We start from the raw sequence: 20,278 nt of genomic DNA on the forward strand, positions 1-20,278 counted from the left end.
TGCTTTTCTGCTATAATAAAGGTCTGTTGTTTATCGCTCATATCTATAGGAGGATCGACATGACTGCATATACCCCCATGATTCAACAATATTTAGGCATAAAAGAGGGCGCGCAGGACGCGATTCTTTTTTTTCGCTTAGGTGATTTCTACGAGATGTTCTTTGACGATGCGATTAATGCGTCGCGAGAGCTTGAAATTACATTAACGGGCCGTGAAGGCGGCGGGGATAAGAAGATCCCAATGTGCGGCGTTCCCTATCATTCCGCTGACAATTACATTGCTCGATTAATTGAGAAAGGCTTTAAAGTCGCGATCTGCGAGCAAGTCGAAGACCCTTCGGCTGCAAAAGGCGTCGTCCGCCGCGAAATCATACGCGTCGTAACCCCTGGTACGGTTATGGAGACGAAGTCGCTCGCGGATAAAGCGAATAACTTCATTGTTGCTGCTGCGATTCAGGACGGCGTTTTTGGCGTGGCAGCCTGTGACCTTACGACAGGGGAGCTGTACGTGACTTCGTTCGCTGCAACGGCTGAGTCGCTCTACGATGAGGTGAATGTGTATCATCCGTCTGAGCTCGTCGGCGATGCGGAAGCGCTAGAGATGCTTCGACCGGCTGCTTCAGCATGGAATCGACCTGTATTGTTTACGGAACGGGTACCGATGGACAAAGCTAGACTCACCGAGCAGTTCAGCCAGCTTGCGCTGGACGCTCTAGCACCAGCAAGACATCGTGCCGTCAGCCTATTGATCGGATATCTCGATGAGACGCAGAAGCGCTCGCTCGGACATGTTCGGCGCATCTCGGTCTACGAACCGAATCAATATATGATTCTCGATCCGTTCACAAGACGGAATCTTGAGCTGACGGAAACTGTGCGTGACCGCAATAAGAAAGGCTCGCTCCTGTGGCTGCTTGATCGTACACGAACTTCGATGGGTGCACGGCTGCTTCGCCGCTGGATTGATAAGCCGCTCCTGTCAAAGGCTGCTATTGATGAACGGCTGGAAGCGGTGGACAAGCTGTACCACAGCTTTATTTTGCGCGAAGAGCTTCGCCATGAATTGAATGAAATCTATGACCTAGAACGGCTAGTTGGCCGGGTCGCATATGGCAGTGCGAATGGACGCGATCTTAATGCGCTTAAATCTTCGCTTCAGCATGTCCCAGCTCTGACGGCGCTTTGTAAGGATTCCGAGTCGGAAACACTGCGTAAGCTGGTCGAAGGCGTAGATGCTTGTGCTGATCTCGCAGAGATGATCGAGACTGTAATCGTTGAAGAGCCGCCGGTTTCCGTAAGAGAAGGCGGGCTGATCCGCGCTGGCTATGACAGCTACTTGGATGAGCTGCGCGAAGCGAGCGTGAATGGGAAGAAGTGGCTGGCGGAGCTGGAGCGGCGTGAGCGCGAGGCGACTGGCATCAAGTCGCTGAAGATTGGCTATAACAAGGTGTTTGGTTATTATCTCGAAGTGTCGAAGGCGAATATCGGGATGCTGCCGGAGGGCCGATATGAGCGGAAGCAGACGTTAACGAATGCAGAGCGCTACGTAACGCCGGAGCTGAAAGCGAAAGAGACGCTCATTCTCGAAGCAGAGGACAAAATGGTCGATCTCGAGTATGCCAAGTTCGTCGAGCTTCGCGAGCATCTGACCGCGCATCTGCACAGGCTTCAGAAGCTGGCGGAAGTTATCGCAGCACTTGACGTCTATCAGTCGCATGCAACAGTCAGCGGCGAGCAGCGCTATGTAAAGCCGAATGTGACCGAGGACTACAACTTCGTTGTGCGTGAAGGTCGCCATCCGGTTGTTGAAGCGGTGATGGAAGGCTCGGCATTTATTGCGAACGATACGACGCTCGTGAAGGATGATGGACGAGCTTCAATGCTTCTTATTACCGGCCCGAATATGGCGGGAAAGAGCACCTACATGCGCCAAGTGGCTTTAATCAGCATTATGGCGCAGATTGGCTGCTTCGTTCCTGCGAAGCATGCGGAGGTGCCGCTGATTGACCGCATCTTTACGCGGATCGGCGCAGCTGATGATCTCATCGGCGGGCAAAGCACGTTTATGGTTGAGATGAAAGACATTCAAGTGATGACGGAGAAAGCAACTGCACAAAGCTTGGTCATCATCGACGAGCTGGGCCGCGGTACATCGACCGGAGAAGGTATGGCGATTGCGCAAGCAGTCATCGAATTCGTCCATCACGAGGTTGGCTGTAAAGCACTTGTGTCGACGCATTTCCATGAGCTCTCTCATCTCAGCGAAACGCTGCCGCATCTGGCGAATGCCTGCATGGCGGTGCAGGAAACTGGCGACAATGTCACATTCCTGCGCAAGCTCGTTCCAGGAGCAGCGGGTAGCAGTTATGGTATCTACTGCGCGCAGCTCGCCGGTTTGCCTGGCAGCATTATCGATCGCGCCTATTCGCTTCTCGAACTGCACACTTCGCAGGAGGATGCGGCAGCGGTTGCGGCGGCAGCAGTTGCTTGGAAATCTCCTTCGCAGGCGCCGCACCAAGCTGCTGAGTCGGCTGCGAAGTATGTAGCGCCAACACTGGAGGAGGTACTTGCGACACCTGCAGCTGTATATGTAGTTGCACCTGAGCCTGTACCTGTACCACAAGAACCTGCCGAGCTGCCATCGTCGCTCCGTGCTGGCGGCGTCGTTCAGCTCTCGATCTTCGAAGAGCCTGTTGCGAGCGCTGACACCGGCAAGAACCGCAAAGGCAGCACTCGCGCAGAGCAAATTGCCGATCAGCTGCGCAAGCTCGATTTGTTTAATATGACACCCATGCAGGCGATGCAATTGTTGAATGATATGAAATTAAAGCTTCACGAGGACAAGTAGGAGGTGCTTCTTAGATGAGCAAAATCCGCATATTGGACGAGCAGCTTGCCAACCAGATCGCCGCTGGCGAGGTAGTGGAACGGCCGTCATCTGTAGTGAAGGAGCTTGTCGAGAACGCAGTCGATGCGGGGAGTACGACGATTGATATCGTCATTGAAGACGGCGGACTTGCACTCGTGCGCGTCACGGATAACGGCTCTGGCATTGAAGGAGACGATATCGAGACCGCGTTCTACCGTCACGCGACGAGCAAGCTCTCGTCCAGTAAAGATTTGTTCCGAATCGCGAGCCTCGGCTTCCGAGGCGAGGCTCTGCCGAGTATCGCGGCAGTTGCGCGAGTGGAATGCATATCCTCGCCGGATCAATCAGGACTTGGGCGCAAGCTGGTCATCGAAGGCGGAACGATTACCGCGAACGAGGAAACGAACGCGCCGCAAGGAACGGATATTAGTGTCCGCGAGCTGTTTTATAATACGCCTGCCAGGCTTAAGTATATGAAGACGATTCAGACGGAGATCGGGCACATCGCCGATTACGTCAACCGGCTGGCGCTTGCTCATCCTGGCATCGCATTCACGCTGAAGCATAACGGCAGCTTGCTGCTGCGTACGCTTGGGAGCGGAGATCGGCTTCAAGCTTTTGCTGCGATCTATGGTACAGCAACGGCGAAGGCGATGCTCCCAGTTGAAGGCGAGCATCCAGATTATGAGCTGCGCGGCTATATCTCGAAGCCGGAGCAGACGCGCTCGAACCGTAACGGCATCACGATTGTGGTCAATGGCCGCTACATCAAGAGCTTTATCATTAATCAAGCGATCATGCAGGCCTATCATACGTTGCTGCCGATCAACCGGTTCCCTCTCATCGTGTTGGAGCTGGGCATGCACCCGAGCTTGCTGGATGTGAACGTTCATCCCTCGAAGATGGAGGTCCGTTTCAGCAAGGAAGCGGAGCTGCGAGAGTTTATCGAAGAATGCGTGAAGCGCGCCCTCGGTAAGCAGCGCCACATCCCAGGTCCTGCGCAGCCTGCCGACCGTTCAAAGCCGGTCTATATACAGGACCGGATTTCATTCCATCAGCCTGAAGCGGGCTTTGGCAGCGGCGGAGCTGGTTCGGAGTCGGCAATAGTGACGCCAATGCAGCAGCCAGCACAATCGGTGCTGTCTTCGTCGCATTCAACTCCTTCATCTGCGAACGAGATTGCAGCGTCGGTACAACCTTCGTCGTCAACGCGACCAGCTGCTTCCGTCTCCGCGAGCGATATCGCAGCAGCGCTCCAAACCGCTGAGCAATCTTTTTCAGCACAGACGGATGAAGCGGCAAGCCGCCAAAGCCATACCGCTGCTCCTCAGCGTCCATCAACCGATTATTCGCCGCCAGCGCTAACGCCAACGCCAGCACGAGGTTCTTCGTACACGATCGGCAATGCTGCAGCAAGCAGCCGTGTAACGGCGAACGATTGGCAAACGCAATTGATGAACCGTCCCGCGGTACCTCGGGACGCAACAGAGCGGCTCTACGCGCCGCCTAGCGTTCAGCGCGAGGAGCCTGTCCTGCGGGAACCATCTGCTGCGCCAGTCTATTCGGCCGACAGCAGCAACAGCAGCAGTGGGACGCAGATGAATGACCGCGGTGACGCGCCAGTGTTCCCGGAGCTTTACTGGATCGGACAGCTGCACGGCACGTACATCATTGCGCAGAATGAGGAAGGGCTGTTCCTCATTGACCAGCATGCTGCGCATGAGCGAATTAATTACGAGTACTATTTTGACAAATTCTCAAGACCGGAGCAGGCTAGCCAGCAGCTGCTCGTACCGCTGACATTGGAATTTACAGCCGCCGAAGCGAATGCGCTGAAGAACAAATTGCATCACTTGGTTGAGGCGGGAGTAGAGCTCGAGCCGTTCGGCGCCCACACGTTCCTTGTGCGCTCTTATCCAGAGTGGCTGCCTGCGGGTGAAGAGCATAATGTCATCGAAGAGATGGCAGAATGGCTAATCAGTGAACGCGGTGCGGTCGATATCGGCAAGATGCGCGAGAAATCCGCCATTATGTGCTCCTGCAAAGCGTCTATCAAAGCGAATGACAGGCTAACGCGCGAGGAAGGCGAAGGGCTGTTGAAGCGGCTCGCTGCCTGCATTCAGCCTTATACATGTCCCCACGGCAGGCCGATCGTTGTCCATATGACAACCTATCAGCTGGAAAAAATGTTTAAGCGGGTGATGTCATGATCGTCACTACCCCGCACAAACCATCTCAAGAGCAGCTTGCCTACGCAGAGCGGATAGCAGCAGAACTAGGCGGTAGACTCGTTCCTCGCAAGCAAGATTCACTCACGCTCCTTCGGGAGAAGTATGGCGATAACCGCCTCCTTGTTGCAGATGAGAGTGGCTTGCGCTATTATGAGGAATCGGAGGAGCCGCTGTATTTTCATCCCAGTATGGCTTATGTTCGGGTGAAAAGAATGCGCAAGGGCGAGAGTGATCCACTCATGACGCTCACTGGCTGCGAGCCTGGCGATGCCGTTGTCGATTGTACGGCAGGACTTGGATCGGATTCAATCGTATTCTCTTATGCGGTTGGCGCAGAAGGAGCGGTTACAGCAATTGAGAGCGAGCCCATTCTGTACACCGTCGTTCGAGAAGGGCTGCAATCCTACCATACGGAGCACGCGGATGTGAACGAAGCATTCCGCCGAATCCAGCTTCGTAACATGAACCATCTCGAATATCTAAAGCAGCTGCCGGACAAGAGCGTCGATATCGTATATTTCGACCCGATGTTCCGCAAGCCGATGCACGATTCATCCGCACTTCAGCCGCTGCGAGGTCTCGCGAATAACGAGGCGCTCAGCGGACAATCGGTGCAGGAAGCGGTGCGCGTTGCTCGCAAAGCCGTCGTGCTCAAGGAGCATGCAGCAAGCAGTGAATTCGAGCGGCTGGGATTCAAACGCCAGCATATAAACAAAATTGCTTACGGAGTGATCCTGCCAACATGATTTCAGCATCAAATGAGAGCGGCAAACAAAGACTGCTCGTGCTCATCGGACCGACTGCGGTTGGTAAGACGAGAATGAGTCTTGATATTGCGAAAGCATGGAACGCCGAGATTATCTCAGGCGATTCCATTCAAGTGTACAAAGGAATGGATATCGGCACGGCGAAGATCAAGCCAGAGGAGCGGGAAGGCATTCCCCATCATCTAATTGATATTTGCGATCCTGAGCATCCGTTCTCGGTCGCGGAATTTCAAGAGCGCTGCGCGACTCTTATTCCGGACATTTCGAGCCGCGGCAAGCTGCCATTCATCGTTGGCGGTACTGGTCTCTATGTCGAGTCGGTCGCTTTCGGGTACGATTTCGCCGAGGTCGGCGGAGACGACGAATTCCGCGAGGAGATGCGCCTGTACGCTTTGTCCCATGGGGCAGAAGCGCTTCATGAGCGGCTTCGCGCGGTCGATCCGATAGCGGCGCACCGGCTTCATCCGAACGATCAGCGCCGTGTTATCCGAGCGCTCGAAGTACATCATCTAACTGGCGGTACCGTATCTGAGCAGCTAGAGGGACAGAAAAAAGAATCTCCTTTCGAACTGTGTATTATTGGTCTTACTATGGACCGCGCGGTTCTGTATGAGCGGATCAATCAGCGCGTCGATGCGATGATAGAAGAAGGGCTGGTTGATGAGGTGCGTGGGCTTCTCTCCAGAGGTGTTCCTTCGAATGCGGTATCCATGCATGGGCTCGGTTACAAAGAAATCGCTCTCTATTTGGAAGGGCATCTGACTCTTGAGGAAGCGGTTGAGATGCTGAAGCGGGACACGCGCAGGTTCGCTAAGCGGCAGCTATCGTGGTTCCGGCATATGAAAGATATCCATTGGATTGATAGTTCGGAAAACTTTAACAAGAATTTGAACTTGATTCATGCTATAATAGCAGGAAAGTTTAGGATGAATCTTGAATATACTTTTAACCAACCTTTTGACGATGGGGGTAAAATACAATGAACAAATCAATCAACATTCAGGATACATTTCTGAATCAACTTCGCAAAGACAGCGTGCCGGTAACTGTTTACCTGACGAATGGCTTCCAAATCCGCGGTGTCATTAAGGCGTTCGACAACTTTACGATCGTCATTGACAGCGAAGGCCGTCAGCAAATGGTGTACAAGCATGCGATCTCGACCTTTACCCCACAACGTAACGTTTCGCTCATGCAGATTCAAGACAACAACGAAGCTTAATAAGCTGTAAGTACGTTTTGAAACCTTTTTAAACCATGTTACGTTTAATTGGATAGCGGCAAGAAAGAGCAACCCTTGCGCTCATGCGGGGTTGTTTCTTTTTGTTACGGTTAGCGCTGTCGTAGTTTCAATCAGGACCGTTGCCGTTTACACATATAGGGTATAAATAGAGAGAGAGGATATCTCACGGATGAACTGGAGGGGACCTTACAGATGACTGAAGGACCACGCAGCACGAGGAGTAGTAAGGCGGAGAAGACCGGGAAGCCCGGCAAGAAAGGCAAGAAGCGCATCAATCGGCGCAAAGCAGCGATTTGGTTGTTCTTTACTGGCGCAATTGCTATTGTCTGTGGCATTATCGGGTATTTGTTAATTATTTTGAACGGTGAACGCATTCTCTCTGAGAATCAAGATAAATTCGTTCTTCCTGAAGCGTCCACGATTTATGATTCGCAAGGCAAAGAGGTAACGAAGCTCTATCAGGCAGGCGGCAATCGCGAGAACGTCGAGTTCGCGGAAATTCCAGAGCTGATGCGCGATGCTGTAATTGCGACAGAGGATAGGCGGTTCGAGGAGCACTCCGGTATCGATTTATATTCGATTGGCCGTGCCATTGTAAGAGATGTCGTAGCGCGCAGCGCTGTTGAAGGCGGCAGTACGATTACGCAGCAGCTTGCGAAGAACTTATTCCTGACGCAGGACAAAACCTTCTTCCGAAAAGCGACAGAAGCATCGATTGCAGTCGCGCTCGAGCATAAGAAGACGAAAGATGAGATTATTACGATGTACCTGAACCGGATTTATTTCGGCAAAGGGGTATACGGGATTAAATCTGCTGCAAAGTACTATTTTAATACTGATTTGAAAGACCTGCAGCTATGGCAAATGGCGACACTTGCGGGTATCCCGAAGGCACCGGGCAATTACAATCCGATTAACAACCCGGATAACTCGATGGAGCGTCGCGGCGTTGTTCTTCAGCTGATGCAAGACCAGGGCTATATTACGCAAGCGCAGATGGATGAAGCGAAGGCGGTTAAGTATGTGCCTGTAGAGCATGAGAAGACGGCGAGCGATACGTATCCGGCGTTCCTCGACTTCGTCATTAACGAAGCCGAGCGCGTCAGCGGGTTGACGGAAGAACAGCTGCGCAGCGGCGGTTATAACATCTATACGACGCTGAACACGCAGGCTCAATCCGCTGCTGAGAAGCAGTTCGAGGATGACGACAACTTCGAGAAGAGCGTCGATGATCAGCAAGAGCAGGCCGCGATGATTATTGTCGACCACCGAAATGGTGCGATACAAGGGCTTGTCGGCGGTCGGGATTATGTGAAGAAAGGGCTGAACCGTGTACTTGTGCCGCGTCAGCCAGGCTCTTCTTTTAAGCCAATCACGGTCTATGGCCCGGCTATTGATTCGGGTGACTGGTATCCGTGGTCAATCTTGCAGGATACGAAGACTTGCTATGGTTCGTACTGTCCGACAGATTCGAATAAAGTCAAATATGTCGGTCCGATCCAAATGAAGCAGTCGCTTAAGGAATCGCGTAACGCATCTGCAGTATGGCTGCTCAATGAAATCGGAGTGAAGACTGGACTGAGATTCGCGGAAAAAATGGGCTTTACTCTCGACAGCACGGAGGACCGCAACTTGGCGATTGGCCTCGGCGGTTTGACGCATGGGGTAACGCCATTCGAGATGGCGAAGGCCTACAGCGCTTTTGCGAACGATGGCAAGTCGGTTGATCCGCATTCCTTAATTAAGATTACGGATAAGGAGGGCGATTCGCTATACGAGTATAGCGAGCCGAAGTCGGAGCAGCTCATGAAGACGGAGACTGCCACCTACATGACGCAAATGATGCAGGCTGTTCTCGAAAAGGGCGGAACGGGCGTGAATGCCCGAATTGACCGTCCAGTAGCAGGTAAGACCGGTACGACGCAGAACGGTATCCCAGGTCTCGTAAATGGATATAACCGTGATGCCTGGTTCGCTGGTTATACGCCAGAATGGACGGCCGTCGTCTGGATGGGCTATGATCATACCGATAAGGATCATATGATCAAGAAGAGCAGCTCCCAAGCCGCAGCATTGTTCGGCAAAGTTATGCGGGATGCGATGAAGGGCGTGCCAAAAGGAAGCTTCGCGAAGCCAAGTGAAGATCAAGCGGAGAAGCCGCCGGTTGGCATTACGAACTTTAACGCCATCTACGACGAGCAAGCGGCCATCGTGAAGCTGGCTTGGTCACCGGTTGAAGGCACAGGCATGACGTACCGTATCTATCGCAAAGAAGCGAACGAGGCAGAATTCACGAAGCTGATGGATGCGCTTGATGCGACTGGTGTAGACGATATGAGCGTAATGCCAGGGATGAGCTATCAGTACTATGTCACAGCGTACGATCCTCAGAAGGAGATGGAAGGTACGCCATCTGAGACGCTCAAGGTCGATATTCCCGAGGTGGAGATTACCCCTCCTCCTGCGGAAGAAACGCCAGGCAATGGCAACGAAGGCAATCCAGGCAATGGCAACGGGGGAACACAGCCTGGTGAGACTCCTGGTAACGGAACCGAAACGCCGGGGAACGGCGGAGTGGAAACACCAGGAAATGGTGGGACGGAAACGCCTGGCAGTGGCGGTACAACGCCTGGCGGCGGTGGAAACAATGGACAGACGCCTGGCAATGGCGGACAGCCGGCTGAGCCAGGAACTGGAAGCGGCGGTGCTACCGGTACTAACAATGGTACGGGAACGGCTCCAGGCGCGAGTACGGATAACGGTGGCGGCAACACGACAGGCGGCGATCAGACTCAGCCTACGAATGACGGCACATTACCGGTTGACAGCCAACAAGGCCAGAACGTACAGAACGGCCAGAGCAGCGGCACGACCAATCAAACAACGACTACTAACCCTTAATAAGTGGGATATTTGGAGGCAATTCCGAACATGATGAACCGAACTGCGCTAGTACTCATTCTGTCAGCTATGCTAATTGTGGTAGCTGGATGCGGCAGTAAATCCGAAAATAACACGATTCAGAACAATCAAGGCACGGTTAGCGATACGACGAACAATTCGGCTGGAAATACTACCACAGGCGGATCTTCGAACTCGAATACAACAACACCGAAGCAATGGAAAAAGATGCCGGAGATGTCCATTGATACTGCGAAAACGTACAGTGCTGTATTCAAGACGAACAAAGGCGAGTTTACGGTCGACTTGTACGCGAAGGATGCGCCGCAAACCGTTAACAGCTTCGTCTTCCTATCTAAGGAAAAGTACTATGACGGCGTTCCGTTCCACCGCATCATTCAGAACTTCATGATTCAGAGCGGCGATCCAACGGGCACTGGAATGGGCGGTCCGGGCTATAACGTTCCAGACGAGTTCAATAACGGCTATAAGTTCGAGGATGGCACTCTTGCTATGGCGAACACAGGCCAGAAGAACACAGGCGGCAGCCAATTCTTTATCTGTACCGGGGCAGACGCAGATTTCTTGAATAAGCAGCCGAACTACACGATATTCGGTAAAGTAACCAAGGGGATGGATGTCGTGAAAGAAATCGCGGCGACGCCGGTTGGACCTGGTAATGGCGAGCAGACAGACAGCAAGCCGACAGAGGATGTCCATATCGAGACGATTTCCATTACGGAGAAATAAGCTTGAATCTAAGAGGGGGCAGCGGTTGCTGCTCTCCTTTTGCATTTTGAGGCAAGCAGGGCTTGGTTTATTTTACAGGTTCGCTGGAATATGGACGTTAAGTTGTGGTAAGCTTTTTTTAATAAGGGAAATCTACCCTTCTGCAGCGTTCTGACTAAGGTGTCAGTTCTGCAGGTGTGCTTCCGCGCCGAAAGTTTTGGCGCGATCCTAACGGAAAGGTCGTTCCGTATGAAACGAAAATTTTCTGACCGAGCCAATTGGCGCCGCATTTTGCGAAGAAGCTATACGTGCCTTGCGATGGACGCAGACGAGTTTAGAGGACTTGTAACGTTCTACCGCATTCATGAATTGCGTGAACCGCTTTGGAAAGAATACAACGGGCGCAGATTATGCCTCGCTGACCGCGGATATTTATGGATGCAGCACTTTCCCCGTGGCGAACATTTTGTAGTGACGACGATGTTTGATGATAAGAACCGGGTCGTTCAATGGTACATCGATATCTGTAAGACGCAAGGACTGACGGACCAACAGGTGCCGTGGTTTGACGATTTGTATCTGGATGTCGTAGTACTGCCGAGCGGAGAAGTGTTCCTGCTTGATGAGGATGAGCTTGAGGAAGCTGTAAGTCAAGGTACCGTAACGAACAAGGACGCTGCCCTAGCTCGCAAGACGGCGGGGAGGCTGTTGTCTACGATACGCAACGGACGATTCCGATACTTCACGCTCAGTCTCAAGCATCGCAAAGCACTTGCACAGAATGGAGAACTTAGCGAATCATGAAATCAGTCCCAGCTACAAAGAAGCCCAATAAGCGCAAAGTCCGCAGTCGGTACCGGATTATTCGGCTCCTGCTGCGGATTACCGCTTTCGGTGCAGCATTCGGTGTATTCTGGTGTGCCTATTTGCTTTACCTCATTAACAGCTACGATGCCCCGAAGACCATTCCGCAGGCTGACGCTGCTATCATTCTCGGCGCGGCATTGTGGTCTGACAAACCAAGCCCTGGACTTAAAGAACGGCTCGATTATGGCCTCGGTTTGTACAAGCAGGGGAAGGTCGCGCATTTTATATTGTCGGGTGGACATGATCATAACGGCTCTGCCTTATCGGAAGCGGAAGGGATGCGCGAGTATCTGACGGCGAAAGGCGTTCCGGTGGAAGCGATGGTGCTTGAAGAGGATTCACGCAGTACATACGAGAATTTGCTGTTCAGCAAACCGCTTGCGCGTAAGCAGGGGTGGAACCATTTGTTTATCGTGACGAATGACTTCCATGCGCCGCGTGCTCTGGACATTGCGCAGTACCTTGATTATCCGAGCGATGCGATGGCGCTTGGTTTCAAGTCGCAAGTGCTGTCAATCAGTTACAATTACTCGCGCGAGGTGCTTGCTTTCACGAAGTGGAAGCTTGATGAACTGCTGCTGCGAATGGGCGTCCAGTTGCCGAATTCCTTCTGACACAGACTCTGTAAGCCTGGCTTCGAAAACTGTTAATATGGCAGATATCACTAGAATACAATGGATTATACGTGCAGCTGATGCCGATGATCCAGCGAAGGATAGGTGATGAAGCAGATGGACGATCGAGTCGTATCAACAGGAGGGGGCGGCAGCGGCAGACCTTCGCGGCAAATTAATGTGGTGCTTCGCAGCAGTGAATCTTTTGCAGCATCGACGAGCAGCTCGGCGCAAGCGCTTGACAGCGAGCCGGTAACTGCGGCAAGACCATTGTCCGCGAATGATCCATACCTCGAAATCCAGCGGGAGCTTGACCCGATGGTCGGTTTGGACAATGTCAAACTGCTCATTTATGAGATTTATGCGCTGCTGCAGATTAGCCGAATGCGCTCAGACGCAGGGCTGTCAGGCGGCTCGCATGTGTACCATATGATTTTCACAGGCAATCCGGGGACAGGCAAGACTTCAATCGCGCGGATTGTAGCGAAGCTGTTTAACAAGATGGGCGTCCTCTCGAAAGGTCACATGATTGAAGTCGAACGAGCTGATCTGGTTGGCGAGTATATCGGTCATACCGCTCAGAAGACGCGTGATCTCGTGCGCAAAGCGCTTGGCGGCGTTCTGTTTGTGGACGAAGCGTACAGCTTGGCTAGAGGCGGCGAGAAGGATTTTGGCAAGGAAGCGATTGATACGCTTGTAAAGGCGATGGAGGATTATCGGAATCAGTTCGTTCTTATTTTGGCGGGTTACCCGCTTGAGATTGAGAATTTTCTAATGACGAATCCAGGCCTTCCTTCCAGGTTCCCGATCCAGATTGATTTTCCCGATTACTCCATTGACCAGCTCATTCAGATCGCGGAGCTCATGGCGAAGGATCGAGACTACACGCTTATGCCGCAGACGATATTCAAGCTGAGGCAGCATCTTATGCAAGAGAAAGCGATGTCGATGTTTTCTTTCAGCAACGCACGGTATGTGCGCAATATTATAGAGAAAGCGTTCAGGCATCAAGCCGTTCGCCTCTTGAATCAATACTCGAGCAGTTCCCCTGGGAAGCAGGAGCTGATGACTGTTCGACCGGAAGATTTGAAATGGGATAAGTAATAGGCATGTATAGAAGGAGTTGCATGGCAAGTATGCGGCAAAGTACGTACGATACAGAAAATGAGCTGAAGGATCGCGCGGTCCTCGTCAGTCTGATAACGCCAAATATAAAACGGGGTACTGGCGATCCTGAGCATTCCTTACAAGAGCTTGTCAGCTTGGCTGAGACGGCAGGCGTTGAAGTGCTCTCCACGTTGACGCAGAATAAAGAGTCGGTTGATACCAAATGGTTTATTGGCAAAGGGAAAGTCGAGGAGCTGCGAGCAGTCGCTGAAGAGCTAGGCGCAACGACGGCAATCTTCGATCAGGAGCTCTCTGGTGCGCAGGTGCGCAATCTGGAAGCGACGCTAGATCTGAAGATTATTGATCGGACGCAGCTCATCCTCGATATCTTCGCGCAGCGGGCTAAGACACGCGAGGGTATTATTCAAGTTGAGCTGGCACAGCTGAGCTATTTGCTCCCGAGGCTGTCTGGCCACGGCAAGAATCTGTCCCGTCTAGGCGGAGGGATCGGAACGAGAGGTCCCGGTGAAACGAAGCTGGAGACGGACCGCCGTCATATCCGCGATAGAATCTCTGATCTGAAGCATGTCCTCGACGAAGTTGTCCGCCATCGGACGCTGCACCGTGAACGCAGACGGAAGTCGGGCGTGCAGCAGGTTGCTCTGGTTGGCTATACGAATGCAGGCAAGTCAACATTGCTTCGCGAGCTCACAGCCGCGGACGTCTATGTCGAGAACCAATTGTTCGCAACGCTCGACCCGACATCAAGAACGCTGGAGCTGCCGAGCGGTAAAGAAGTAATACTTACGGATACGGTTGGATTTATTCAGAACTTGCCACATGACTTGGTAGCGGCTTTCCGGGCAACACTGGAAGAGGTGAACGAAGCAGATCTCGTTCTGCATGTCATCGATAGCTCATCCATTATGCGTGAGGAGCAAATTCGCGTTGTTGAGCGGATTCTCAGCGAGCTTGGGGCAGCAGGCAAGCCGACGCTAATGATCTATAACAAGATCGATATGTGCGAGGATGTTGACTCTGAGCTAATACCGGCGAACGGACAAGATACGCTCGTCATGAGCGCGTACAACACAGACGATTTGCTCCGTTTGAGACAGGCGATCCAAGATCGGATGACGGGGGATACGAAAACTTTTATGCTGCCGGCTGAACGCGGTGATTTGATCGCTCTTGCGTACCGAACAGGTGATGTCATCGAACAGACCGTTGATGGCGATTATATGCGACTGACCGTGCAGCTGAGCAAGCAAGAATACGAATTGCACGGGTATAAACTAGAAGCATTCGTAGAAATGGCATAACGAAGGAACTATTGAGGAGAGACATCTATCGTGAGGCAGCATGAAAGTGAAAGTTGGCTGGAATTAACCAAGTGGGCGGAGGCTGCGGAGACGCAGGCCGCCCCTGTTTTTCGTTCTATCGATGGGATCGCGGAGCGCAATCAGTGGAAAGTTATCGCTGCATTTCAGAAGCACAAAGTAAGTGATTTTCATTTTAATGGCTCGACTGGATATGGATACAATGATACAGGTAGAGAAGTTCTCGACCTCGTCTATGCGGATGTGATGGGGGCGGAAGCTGCATTAGTGCGTCCTCATTTTGTGTCAGGTACTCATACAATTAGCTGCGCTTTGTTCGGCTTGCTGCGCCCAGGGGACGAGCTTCTCTACATCACTGGCAAACCTTACGACACGCTGCATAAGGTCATTGGCAAGCCTGGTGACGGGCAAGGCTCACTGCAGGATTTTGGCATTCAGTATGGGGAAGTTGCGCCGCTATCGGATGGCTCGATTGATTGGGAGACGGTAGGGGCTCGCATAAATGAACGCACGAAGGTCATTGGTATTCAACGCTCTCGCGGCTATGACTGGCGTTCCTCGTACACGGTTGCTCAAATCGGAGACATGGTTAAGCGTGTCAAAGCGTTGAAACCGGATGTGTATGTGTTCGTCGATAACTGCTATGGGGAATTTACAGAGGAGCTTGAACCGACGGAAGTGGGCGTAGACTTAATGGCTGGCTCGCTGATCAAGAATCCAGGCGGTGGCTTGGCGCCAACAGGCGGTTATGTAGCCGGCACTCAGAAAGCGGTAGACTTAACCGCTTATCGGCTTACAGCGCCTGGTATTGGAGGCGAAGTTGGTGCAACGCTCGGTACGCTTCGGGCGATGTATCAAGGGTTGTTCTTGGCACCGCATCTTGTGGGACAAGCGCTTAAAGGAAGCGTGTTCGGCGCAGCGATGTTCGAGCTGCTAGGGTTCGAGAGTAATCCGCGCTATGATGCGCCGCGCACGGACCTCATTCAAGCGATCCGTTTCGACCGCGCGGAGCAACTGATCGCTTTCGTACAAGGCGTGCAGCGCGCTTCGGCGGTAGATGCGCATGTCGTGCCTGAGCCGTGGGACATGCCTGGTTATGAGCATCCTGTCATCATGGCGGCAGGTACGTTCATGCAAGGCGGCAGCTTGGAGTTATCTGCGGATGCGCCGATTCGTGAGCCTTACATTGCTTATATGCAAGGCGGTCTCACGTATGCCCATGTCAAATATGGTGTTCTGAATGCTTTAACTGTACTCGCTGAACGAGAATTAGTTGTAATTAAACCTCACACAACTTGACACGTTTTTGGCATGGCGGTACAATGTAAGTATATATCAGATACTGGAAGGTTGATGCGACATGGGTGACGAAATACGCAGAAATATGGCGCTTTTTCCAATCGGCATCGTGATGAAGTTGACCGACTTGACCGCTAGGCAAATCCGTTATTATGAGCAGCATGAATTGATTGTTCCGGCTCGGACAAGCGGGAACCAACGGCTATTCTCTTTCAACGACGTAGAGCGGCTGCTGGAGATCAAATCATTGATTGAGAAGGGCGTCAACATTGCAGGCATTAAGCAAGTGATGAATCCTGTTTCGAAGGAATCCGAAGACGCGACAGTCGTCAGCGAGCTGTCTGAAGTGAAGAGGCGCGAGCTGTCGGACGCGCAGCTGCACCGTTTGCTGAAGCAACAGCTGCTTGAGAAGAGACCGGGCAAAGCTTCGATGATTCAAGGTCAGCTGTCCCGTTTCTATAACAAGAAATAAAACAAACATTCGTCTAAGGAGATGATTTTGAGTGAGTTACACAAAAGATGACATCAGACGTATCACCCAGGAACAGAATGTCCGTTTTATTCGTCTTCAGTTTACCGACTTGCTTGGAACAATTAAGAATGTGGAAATTCCAGTCAGTCAGTTGGAAAAAGCACTCGATAACAAAATGATGTTCGACGGTTCTTCGATCGAAGGCTATGTACGGATTGAAGAATCCGATATGTACCTATACCCGGACCTTGACACTTGGGTTGTATTCCCTTGGGTAGCGGAAGATCGCATTGCTCGTTTGATCTGTGATGTATATATGCCAGACGGTACACCGTTCGCGGGCGATCCGCGCGGTATCTTGAAACGTTCGCTTAAAGAAGCTGAAGAGCTTGGCTTCACAGCGATGAATGTTGGTCCCGAGCCTGAGTTCTTCCTGTTCAAGACAGACGCGAAAGGCAATCCGACGACAGAACTGAACGACCAAGGCGGTTACTTCGACCTTGCTCCAATGGATCTTGGCGAGAACTGCCGCCGCGAGATCGTACTGACTCTGGAAGAGATGGGCTTCGAGATTGAAGCATCTCACCATGAAGTGGCGCCAGGCCAGCACGAAATCGACTTCAAATATGCGGATGCGATCAAAGCAGCTGACCAAATCCAGACGTTCAAGCTCGTCGTTAAGACGATTGCACGTCAGCATGGTTTGCATGCGACATTCATGCCTAAGCCGTTGTTCGGCGTAAACGGTTCCGGTATGCACTGTCACCAATCGCTGTTCCGTGGCAACGTGAACGCATTCTACGATGAGAGCGATAAGCTTGGTCTTAGCCAAACTGCTCGTTATTACATGGCTGGCGTACTTCGCCACGCTCGTGCGTTCGCAGCGATTACGAACCCTACCGTTAACTCGTACAAGCGTCTCGTACCTGGTTACGAAGCACCTTGTTATGTAGCTTGGTCTGCAAGTAACCGCAGCCCGATGATTCGTATTCCTGCTTCCCGCGGCCTAAGCACACGCATCGAAGTGCGCAGCCCGGATCCTGCAGCGAATCCTTACCTCGCGCTTGCTGTTATGTTGAAAGCCGGCCTTGATGGCATCAAGAATAAGATTGCTCTTCCAGCTCCTACAGACCGTAACATCTATGTGATGACGGACGAAGAGCGTATCGACGAAGGTATCCCAAGCTTGCCGGGCGATCTGAAAGAAGCATTGACGGAGCTGCTTCGCAGTGAAGTCATCTGTGATGCTCTTGGCGATCACGCGCTTGCACACTTCTATGAATTGAAAGAAATCGAGTGGGACATGTACCGCACGCAGATCCACGAGTGGGAACGCGATCAGTATTTGACACTGTTCTAGGAAACGCTATATACCCCTTGTTGCCTTTTGGCAGCAAGGGGTTTTTATTGTTGAGCGGGTATGCTTCGATCCGCTTCTCACCCGTGACCTCTGTCCCGCATACACTATATGTTAAGAGGGTATAGGAGAGAGAAGGCGACAGTGATGAACGGAAAAGCGGGAACGGACGCGCAATTTCGGTTAACAGGAGCGATACTTCGAAAGGTTGCGGGGATCATGATTCCGTTCTATCGCAAGATCGCGTGCAATTATTCATTCGCGCTGAGATGGTCGAAGGCTGTTCGTACGACGGATATTGATACGTTAGCGAAGATGTTCAAGTCAGTTGCGCCATCGGCAAAGCTGAGCAGCTTGTCATCCAACGGAATCGGGTATTTCTTTGATTTTGAATATCCGGATCCGATTATCCAATACTCATGCGGATTAACGATTCCGCCAGGCACAACGCAGTTTACGTTCTCTACGCCGGTTCATCGAATGATAGCTCGAGCGATTCTGCCATTCTATCGATCACTTCGTTCATCGAGCGCCTATGCTGCAGCCGTCGCGAGAGCGGTCAATAATCGTAACATCAAACGGCTGAGAAGGCTGGTTCGCCGGAAAGTGACGACTATAGCGCTCAAGCGAATTCTGATCGCATTCTCAGGCGTGGCATTGAACTTTAAGTACAAACGAAGTAAGTTTATGTATCAAAGCTTGTTATTTCGGGAGCTTGTAGGTTAACTGACATCCTACGGCAGAAAGAACAAGGTTGAAGTCCGAGTGCGAAGGCGAACGTTACCGCTCAAATTGTTAACGCGAATGGCCTGCCTCCAGCAGGCACGAGAACTCGAGGGAAAATAGAGAGTGTTGATTCAATCTGCCATTGTATTCTTGTTCTCTCAGCTCCGCCAAGCGCCGATTCCGGCAGTTTCCATAACTGAGTGTGCTGAATCTGCACTCTCATGACTTCAATCGGCCGATTTCCTTGCTGAGAGTGCGTATTACGCACTCTCAGCATCGCCAAGCTGCCAGTTGCGGCAGTTTCCTTACCTGAGAGTGCTGAATCCGCACTCTCAGAGCTTCAATCGACCCATTTTCATGCTGAGAGTGCGTATTACGCTCTCTCAGCATCGCCATTTGCCTAAGATCCTGAACAAAAAGAAAGGGCCATCCGAGGCGATGCTGCAGCACCTCGGATGGCCCTTTGTAATAAATAGAATTAGTGAATGTCCCTGAACAAGCCGATGACCTTGCCGAGAATGGATACGTTGCGAAGACGGATCGGTTCCATCGTTGAGTTCTCCGGTTGGAGGCGGATGTGATCCTTCTCCTTGTAGAACGTCTTCACCGTTGCTTCATCTTCTTCAGTCATTGCGACGACGATATCGCCGTTGTTAGCTGTTTGCTGTTGGCGCACGATGACATAGTCACCATTGTGGATGCCTGCTTCAATCATACTCTCACCAATAACATTAAGAATAAAGACAGTATCATCGCCGACTTTATCCGCTGGAAGAGGGAAATAGTCTTCGATGTTCTCAGTTGCGGTAATCGGGACGCCTGCGGTTACTTTACCGATGACAGGCACTTTGGATACTGCGAGCGGGAAAGGGATAATGTCGGCGTCGTCGCCGTCCAAAATCTCAATGGCGCGAGGCTTCGTCGGGTCGCGGCGAATAAGGCCTTTCTTCTCAAGACGGTCCAGATGACCGTGAACGGTCGAGCTGGAAGCAAGTCCAACAGCTTCGCCGATCTCACGTACAGAAGGCGGATAGCCTTTCTCGCGCACTTCTGTCTTAATGAATTCTAGTATCGCCTGTTGGCGGTTTGAAAGTTTCGACACCGGAATCACCCCAAAGTTTCATTTGTGTCAAATTATAGCACAGAACCGGAGTTCGTACAAACATAAGTTCTTGAAAACACAGGTTCGCGTATTTGTGCGAACAAATGTTCCAAAAACGCTTGACCACAAACAAACGTTCGTGTTATTCTTATTTCAACGACAACAGAACAAACGTTTGGGGTGCTGGAGAATGATGACAACGATATCTTCTTACTCAACTACTTATAAAGGAAACACGAGAAACAACCATGCAACAAAGCGTGTTTTGAATGATTCTTATAAGCAACGTCTTCTATTAAGACTAGCAGTTGCAGGATTACTGTTCGTACTGCTGTTCACTGGGCTGACATTGATGACGAGCTACGCTGGCAGCGAGCATCCTGCTGAACCGACTGCAATGGAGCAAGTGGTTGTGGTCGGAGCGGGCGACACGCTTTGGGAAATTGCTGGCAGAGTGCGCGAGGCGGGACAAGATATTCGTGAAGTGGTGTACAGCTTGAAGAAGCGGAACAATTTAACGAACAGCACACTGCAAGCTGGGCAGTCTTTAATTGTTCCTGCTGAATAACACTTATAATGGAATATATGAACTAGGTAGTTAAGCCTGAGCGCATGATTCGCTCAGGCTTCTTCTATCTCTGAAAGGACCTGTG

General features: G+C 51.7%; 17 protein-coding genes. 16 read left to right on the plus strand and 1 reads right to left on the minus strand.

Going from position 1 to position 20,278, the window contains the following annotated elements:
- The first annotated feature begins 59 nt into the window (after positions 1-59).
- From mutS to AC0LWF_RS03935, 15 genes are all read left to right on the plus strand, one after another.
- A complete protein-coding gene (mutS, locus tag AC0LWF_RS03865; RefSeq protein ID WP_474650217.1) occupies positions 60-2,849 on the plus strand; it encodes a DNA mismatch repair protein MutS in 2,790 nt (929 codons plus the stop codon).
- A 14-nt stretch (positions 2,850-2,863) separates the two neighbouring features.
- On the plus strand, positions 2,864-5,080 hold the full coding sequence (gene mutL / locus AC0LWF_RS03870; RefSeq protein ID WP_474650218.1) for a DNA mismatch repair endonuclease MutL: 2,217 nt from the start codon (positions 2,864-2,866) through the stop codon (positions 5,078-5,080).
- A complete protein-coding gene (locus tag AC0LWF_RS03875) occupies positions 5,077-5,847 on the plus strand; it encodes a class I SAM-dependent methyltransferase (protein ID WP_474650219.1) in 771 nt (256 codons plus the stop codon). Before mutL ends, AC0LWF_RS03875 begins: the two co-directional genes overlap by 4 nt.
- Entirely contained in the window at positions 5,844-6,851 is a 1,008-nt protein-coding gene (gene miaA, locus AC0LWF_RS03880) for a tRNA (adenosine(37)-N6)-dimethylallyltransferase MiaA (protein WP_474650220.1), read from the plus strand. Before AC0LWF_RS03875 ends, miaA begins: the two co-directional genes overlap by 4 nt.
- Positions 6,848-7,090 (plus strand): RNA chaperone Hfq, encoded by a 243-nt coding sequence (gene hfq / locus AC0LWF_RS03885; protein WP_474650221.1) that lies wholly within the window; start codon positions 6,848-6,850, stop codon positions 7,088-7,090. The genes miaA and hfq overlap by 4 nt, the downstream gene beginning before the upstream one ends.
- Before the next feature lie 213 nt (positions 7,091-7,303).
- Positions 7,304-10,012 carry a transglycosylase domain-containing protein gene (locus AC0LWF_RS03890; RefSeq protein WP_474650222.1) on the plus strand — a complete coding sequence of 903 codons (2,709 nt, stop codon included), beginning with the start codon at positions 7,304-7,306 and terminating at the stop codon, positions 10,010-10,012.
- Between the two features lie 30 nt (positions 10,013-10,042).
- Positions 10,043-10,762, plus strand: coding sequence for a peptidylprolyl isomerase (locus AC0LWF_RS03895; RefSeq protein WP_474650223.1), 720 nt, complete (start codon positions 10,043-10,045; stop codon positions 10,760-10,762).
- A 228-nt stretch (positions 10,763-10,990) separates the two neighbouring features.
- A complete protein-coding gene (locus tag AC0LWF_RS03900) occupies positions 10,991-11,545 on the plus strand; it encodes a ribonuclease FAU-1 family protein (RefSeq protein WP_474650224.1) in 555 nt (184 codons plus the stop codon).
- A complete protein-coding gene (locus AC0LWF_RS03905) occupies positions 11,542-12,222 on the plus strand; it encodes a YdcF family protein (protein ID WP_474650225.1) in 681 nt (226 codons plus the stop codon). The genes AC0LWF_RS03900 and AC0LWF_RS03905 overlap by 4 nt, the downstream gene beginning before the upstream one ends.
- Before the next feature lie 117 nt (positions 12,223-12,339).
- The gene (locus AC0LWF_RS03910; RefSeq protein WP_474650226.1) at positions 12,340-13,326 is read left to right on the plus strand and encodes an AAA family ATPase; all 987 of its coding nucleotides are present in this window, start codon (positions 12,340-12,342) and stop codon (positions 13,324-13,326) included.
- Positions 13,327-13,358: 32 nt separating this feature from the next.
- Entirely contained in the window at positions 13,359-14,651 is a 1,293-nt protein-coding gene (gene hflX, locus AC0LWF_RS03915; protein WP_474650227.1) for a GTPase HflX, read from the plus strand.
- A gap of 30 nt (positions 14,652-14,681) precedes the next feature.
- Positions 14,682-15,968, plus strand: coding sequence for a methionine gamma-lyase family protein (locus tag AC0LWF_RS03920; RefSeq protein ID WP_474650228.1), 1,287 nt, complete (start codon positions 14,682-14,684; stop codon positions 15,966-15,968).
- Between the two features lie 61 nt (positions 15,969-16,029).
- A complete protein-coding gene (locus AC0LWF_RS03925; protein WP_090985346.1) occupies positions 16,030-16,440 on the plus strand; it encodes a MerR family transcriptional regulator in 411 nt (136 codons plus the stop codon).
- A gap of 31 nt (positions 16,441-16,471) precedes the next feature.
- On the plus strand, positions 16,472-17,800 hold the full coding sequence (gene glnA, locus AC0LWF_RS03930) for a type I glutamate--ammonia ligase (RefSeq protein ID WP_474650229.1): 1,329 nt from the start codon (positions 16,472-16,474) through the stop codon (positions 17,798-17,800).
- A 141-nt stretch (positions 17,801-17,941) separates the two neighbouring features.
- Entirely contained in the window at positions 17,942-18,523 is a 582-nt protein-coding gene (locus AC0LWF_RS03935; RefSeq protein WP_474650230.1) for a hypothetical protein, read from the plus strand.
- A 478-nt stretch (positions 18,524-19,001) separates the two neighbouring features.
- Here AC0LWF_RS03935 and lexA read toward each other — a convergent pair whose 3' ends face one another.
- The gene (gene lexA, locus AC0LWF_RS03940) at positions 19,002-19,625 is read right to left on the minus strand and encodes a transcriptional repressor LexA (RefSeq protein ID WP_474650231.1); all 624 of its coding nucleotides are present in this window, start codon (positions 19,623-19,625) and stop codon (positions 19,002-19,004) included.
- A gap of 190 nt (positions 19,626-19,815) precedes the next feature.
- Here lexA and AC0LWF_RS03945 point away from each other — a divergent pair, with 190 nt between their 5' ends.
- Positions 19,816-20,193 carry a LysM peptidoglycan-binding domain-containing protein gene (locus AC0LWF_RS03945; RefSeq protein ID WP_474650232.1) on the plus strand — a complete coding sequence of 126 codons (378 nt, stop codon included), beginning with the start codon at positions 19,816-19,818 and terminating at the stop codon, positions 20,191-20,193.
- Positions 20,194-20,278 lie beyond the last annotated feature (85 nt).

This window comes from Paenibacillus sp. sgz302114 (assembly GCF_056120345.1).

What these genes read in the sequence shown, in the direction of transcription:
- AC0LWF_RS03925 (WP_090985346.1), top strand. Translation starts at nt 16,030, where the DNA reads ATGGGTGACGAAATACGCAGAAATATGGCGCTTTTTCCAATCGGCATC.
- hflX (WP_474650227.1), top strand. Translation starts at nt 13,359, where the DNA reads ATGCGGCAAAGTACGTACGATACAGAAAATGAGCTGAAGGATCGCGCG.
- AC0LWF_RS03895 (WP_474650223.1), top strand. Translation starts at nt 10,043, where the DNA reads ATGATGAACCGAACTGCGCTAGTACTCATTCTGTCAGCTATGCTAATT.
- miaA (WP_474650220.1), top strand. Translation starts at nt 5,844, where the DNA reads ATGATTTCAGCATCAAATGAGAGCGGCAAACAAAGACTGCTCGTGCTC.
- mutS (WP_474650217.1), top strand. Translation starts at nt 60, where the DNA reads ATGACTGCATATACCCCCATGATTCAACAATATTTAGGCATAAAAGAG.
- AC0LWF_RS03900 (WP_474650224.1), top strand. Translation starts at nt 10,991, where the DNA reads ATGAAACGAAAATTTTCTGACCGAGCCAATTGGCGCCGCATTTTGCGA.
- AC0LWF_RS03875 (WP_474650219.1), top strand. Translation starts at nt 5,077, where the DNA reads ATGATCGTCACTACCCCGCACAAACCATCTCAAGAGCAGCTTGCCTAC.
- mutL (WP_474650218.1), top strand. Translation starts at nt 2,864, where the DNA reads ATGAGCAAAATCCGCATATTGGACGAGCAGCTTGCCAACCAGATCGCC.
- AC0LWF_RS03910 (WP_474650226.1), top strand. Translation starts at nt 12,340, where the DNA reads ATGGACGATCGAGTCGTATCAACAGGAGGGGGCGGCAGCGGCAGACCT.
- AC0LWF_RS03890 (WP_474650222.1), top strand. Translation starts at nt 7,304, where the DNA reads ATGACTGAAGGACCACGCAGCACGAGGAGTAGTAAGGCGGAGAAGACC.
- AC0LWF_RS03945 (WP_474650232.1), top strand. Translation starts at nt 19,816, where the DNA reads ATGATGACAACGATATCTTCTTACTCAACTACTTATAAAGGAAACACG.
- AC0LWF_RS03905 (WP_474650225.1), top strand. Translation starts at nt 11,542, where the DNA reads ATGAAATCAGTCCCAGCTACAAAGAAGCCCAATAAGCGCAAAGTCCGC.
- hfq (WP_474650221.1), top strand. Translation starts at nt 6,848, where the DNA reads ATGAACAAATCAATCAACATTCAGGATACATTTCTGAATCAACTTCGC.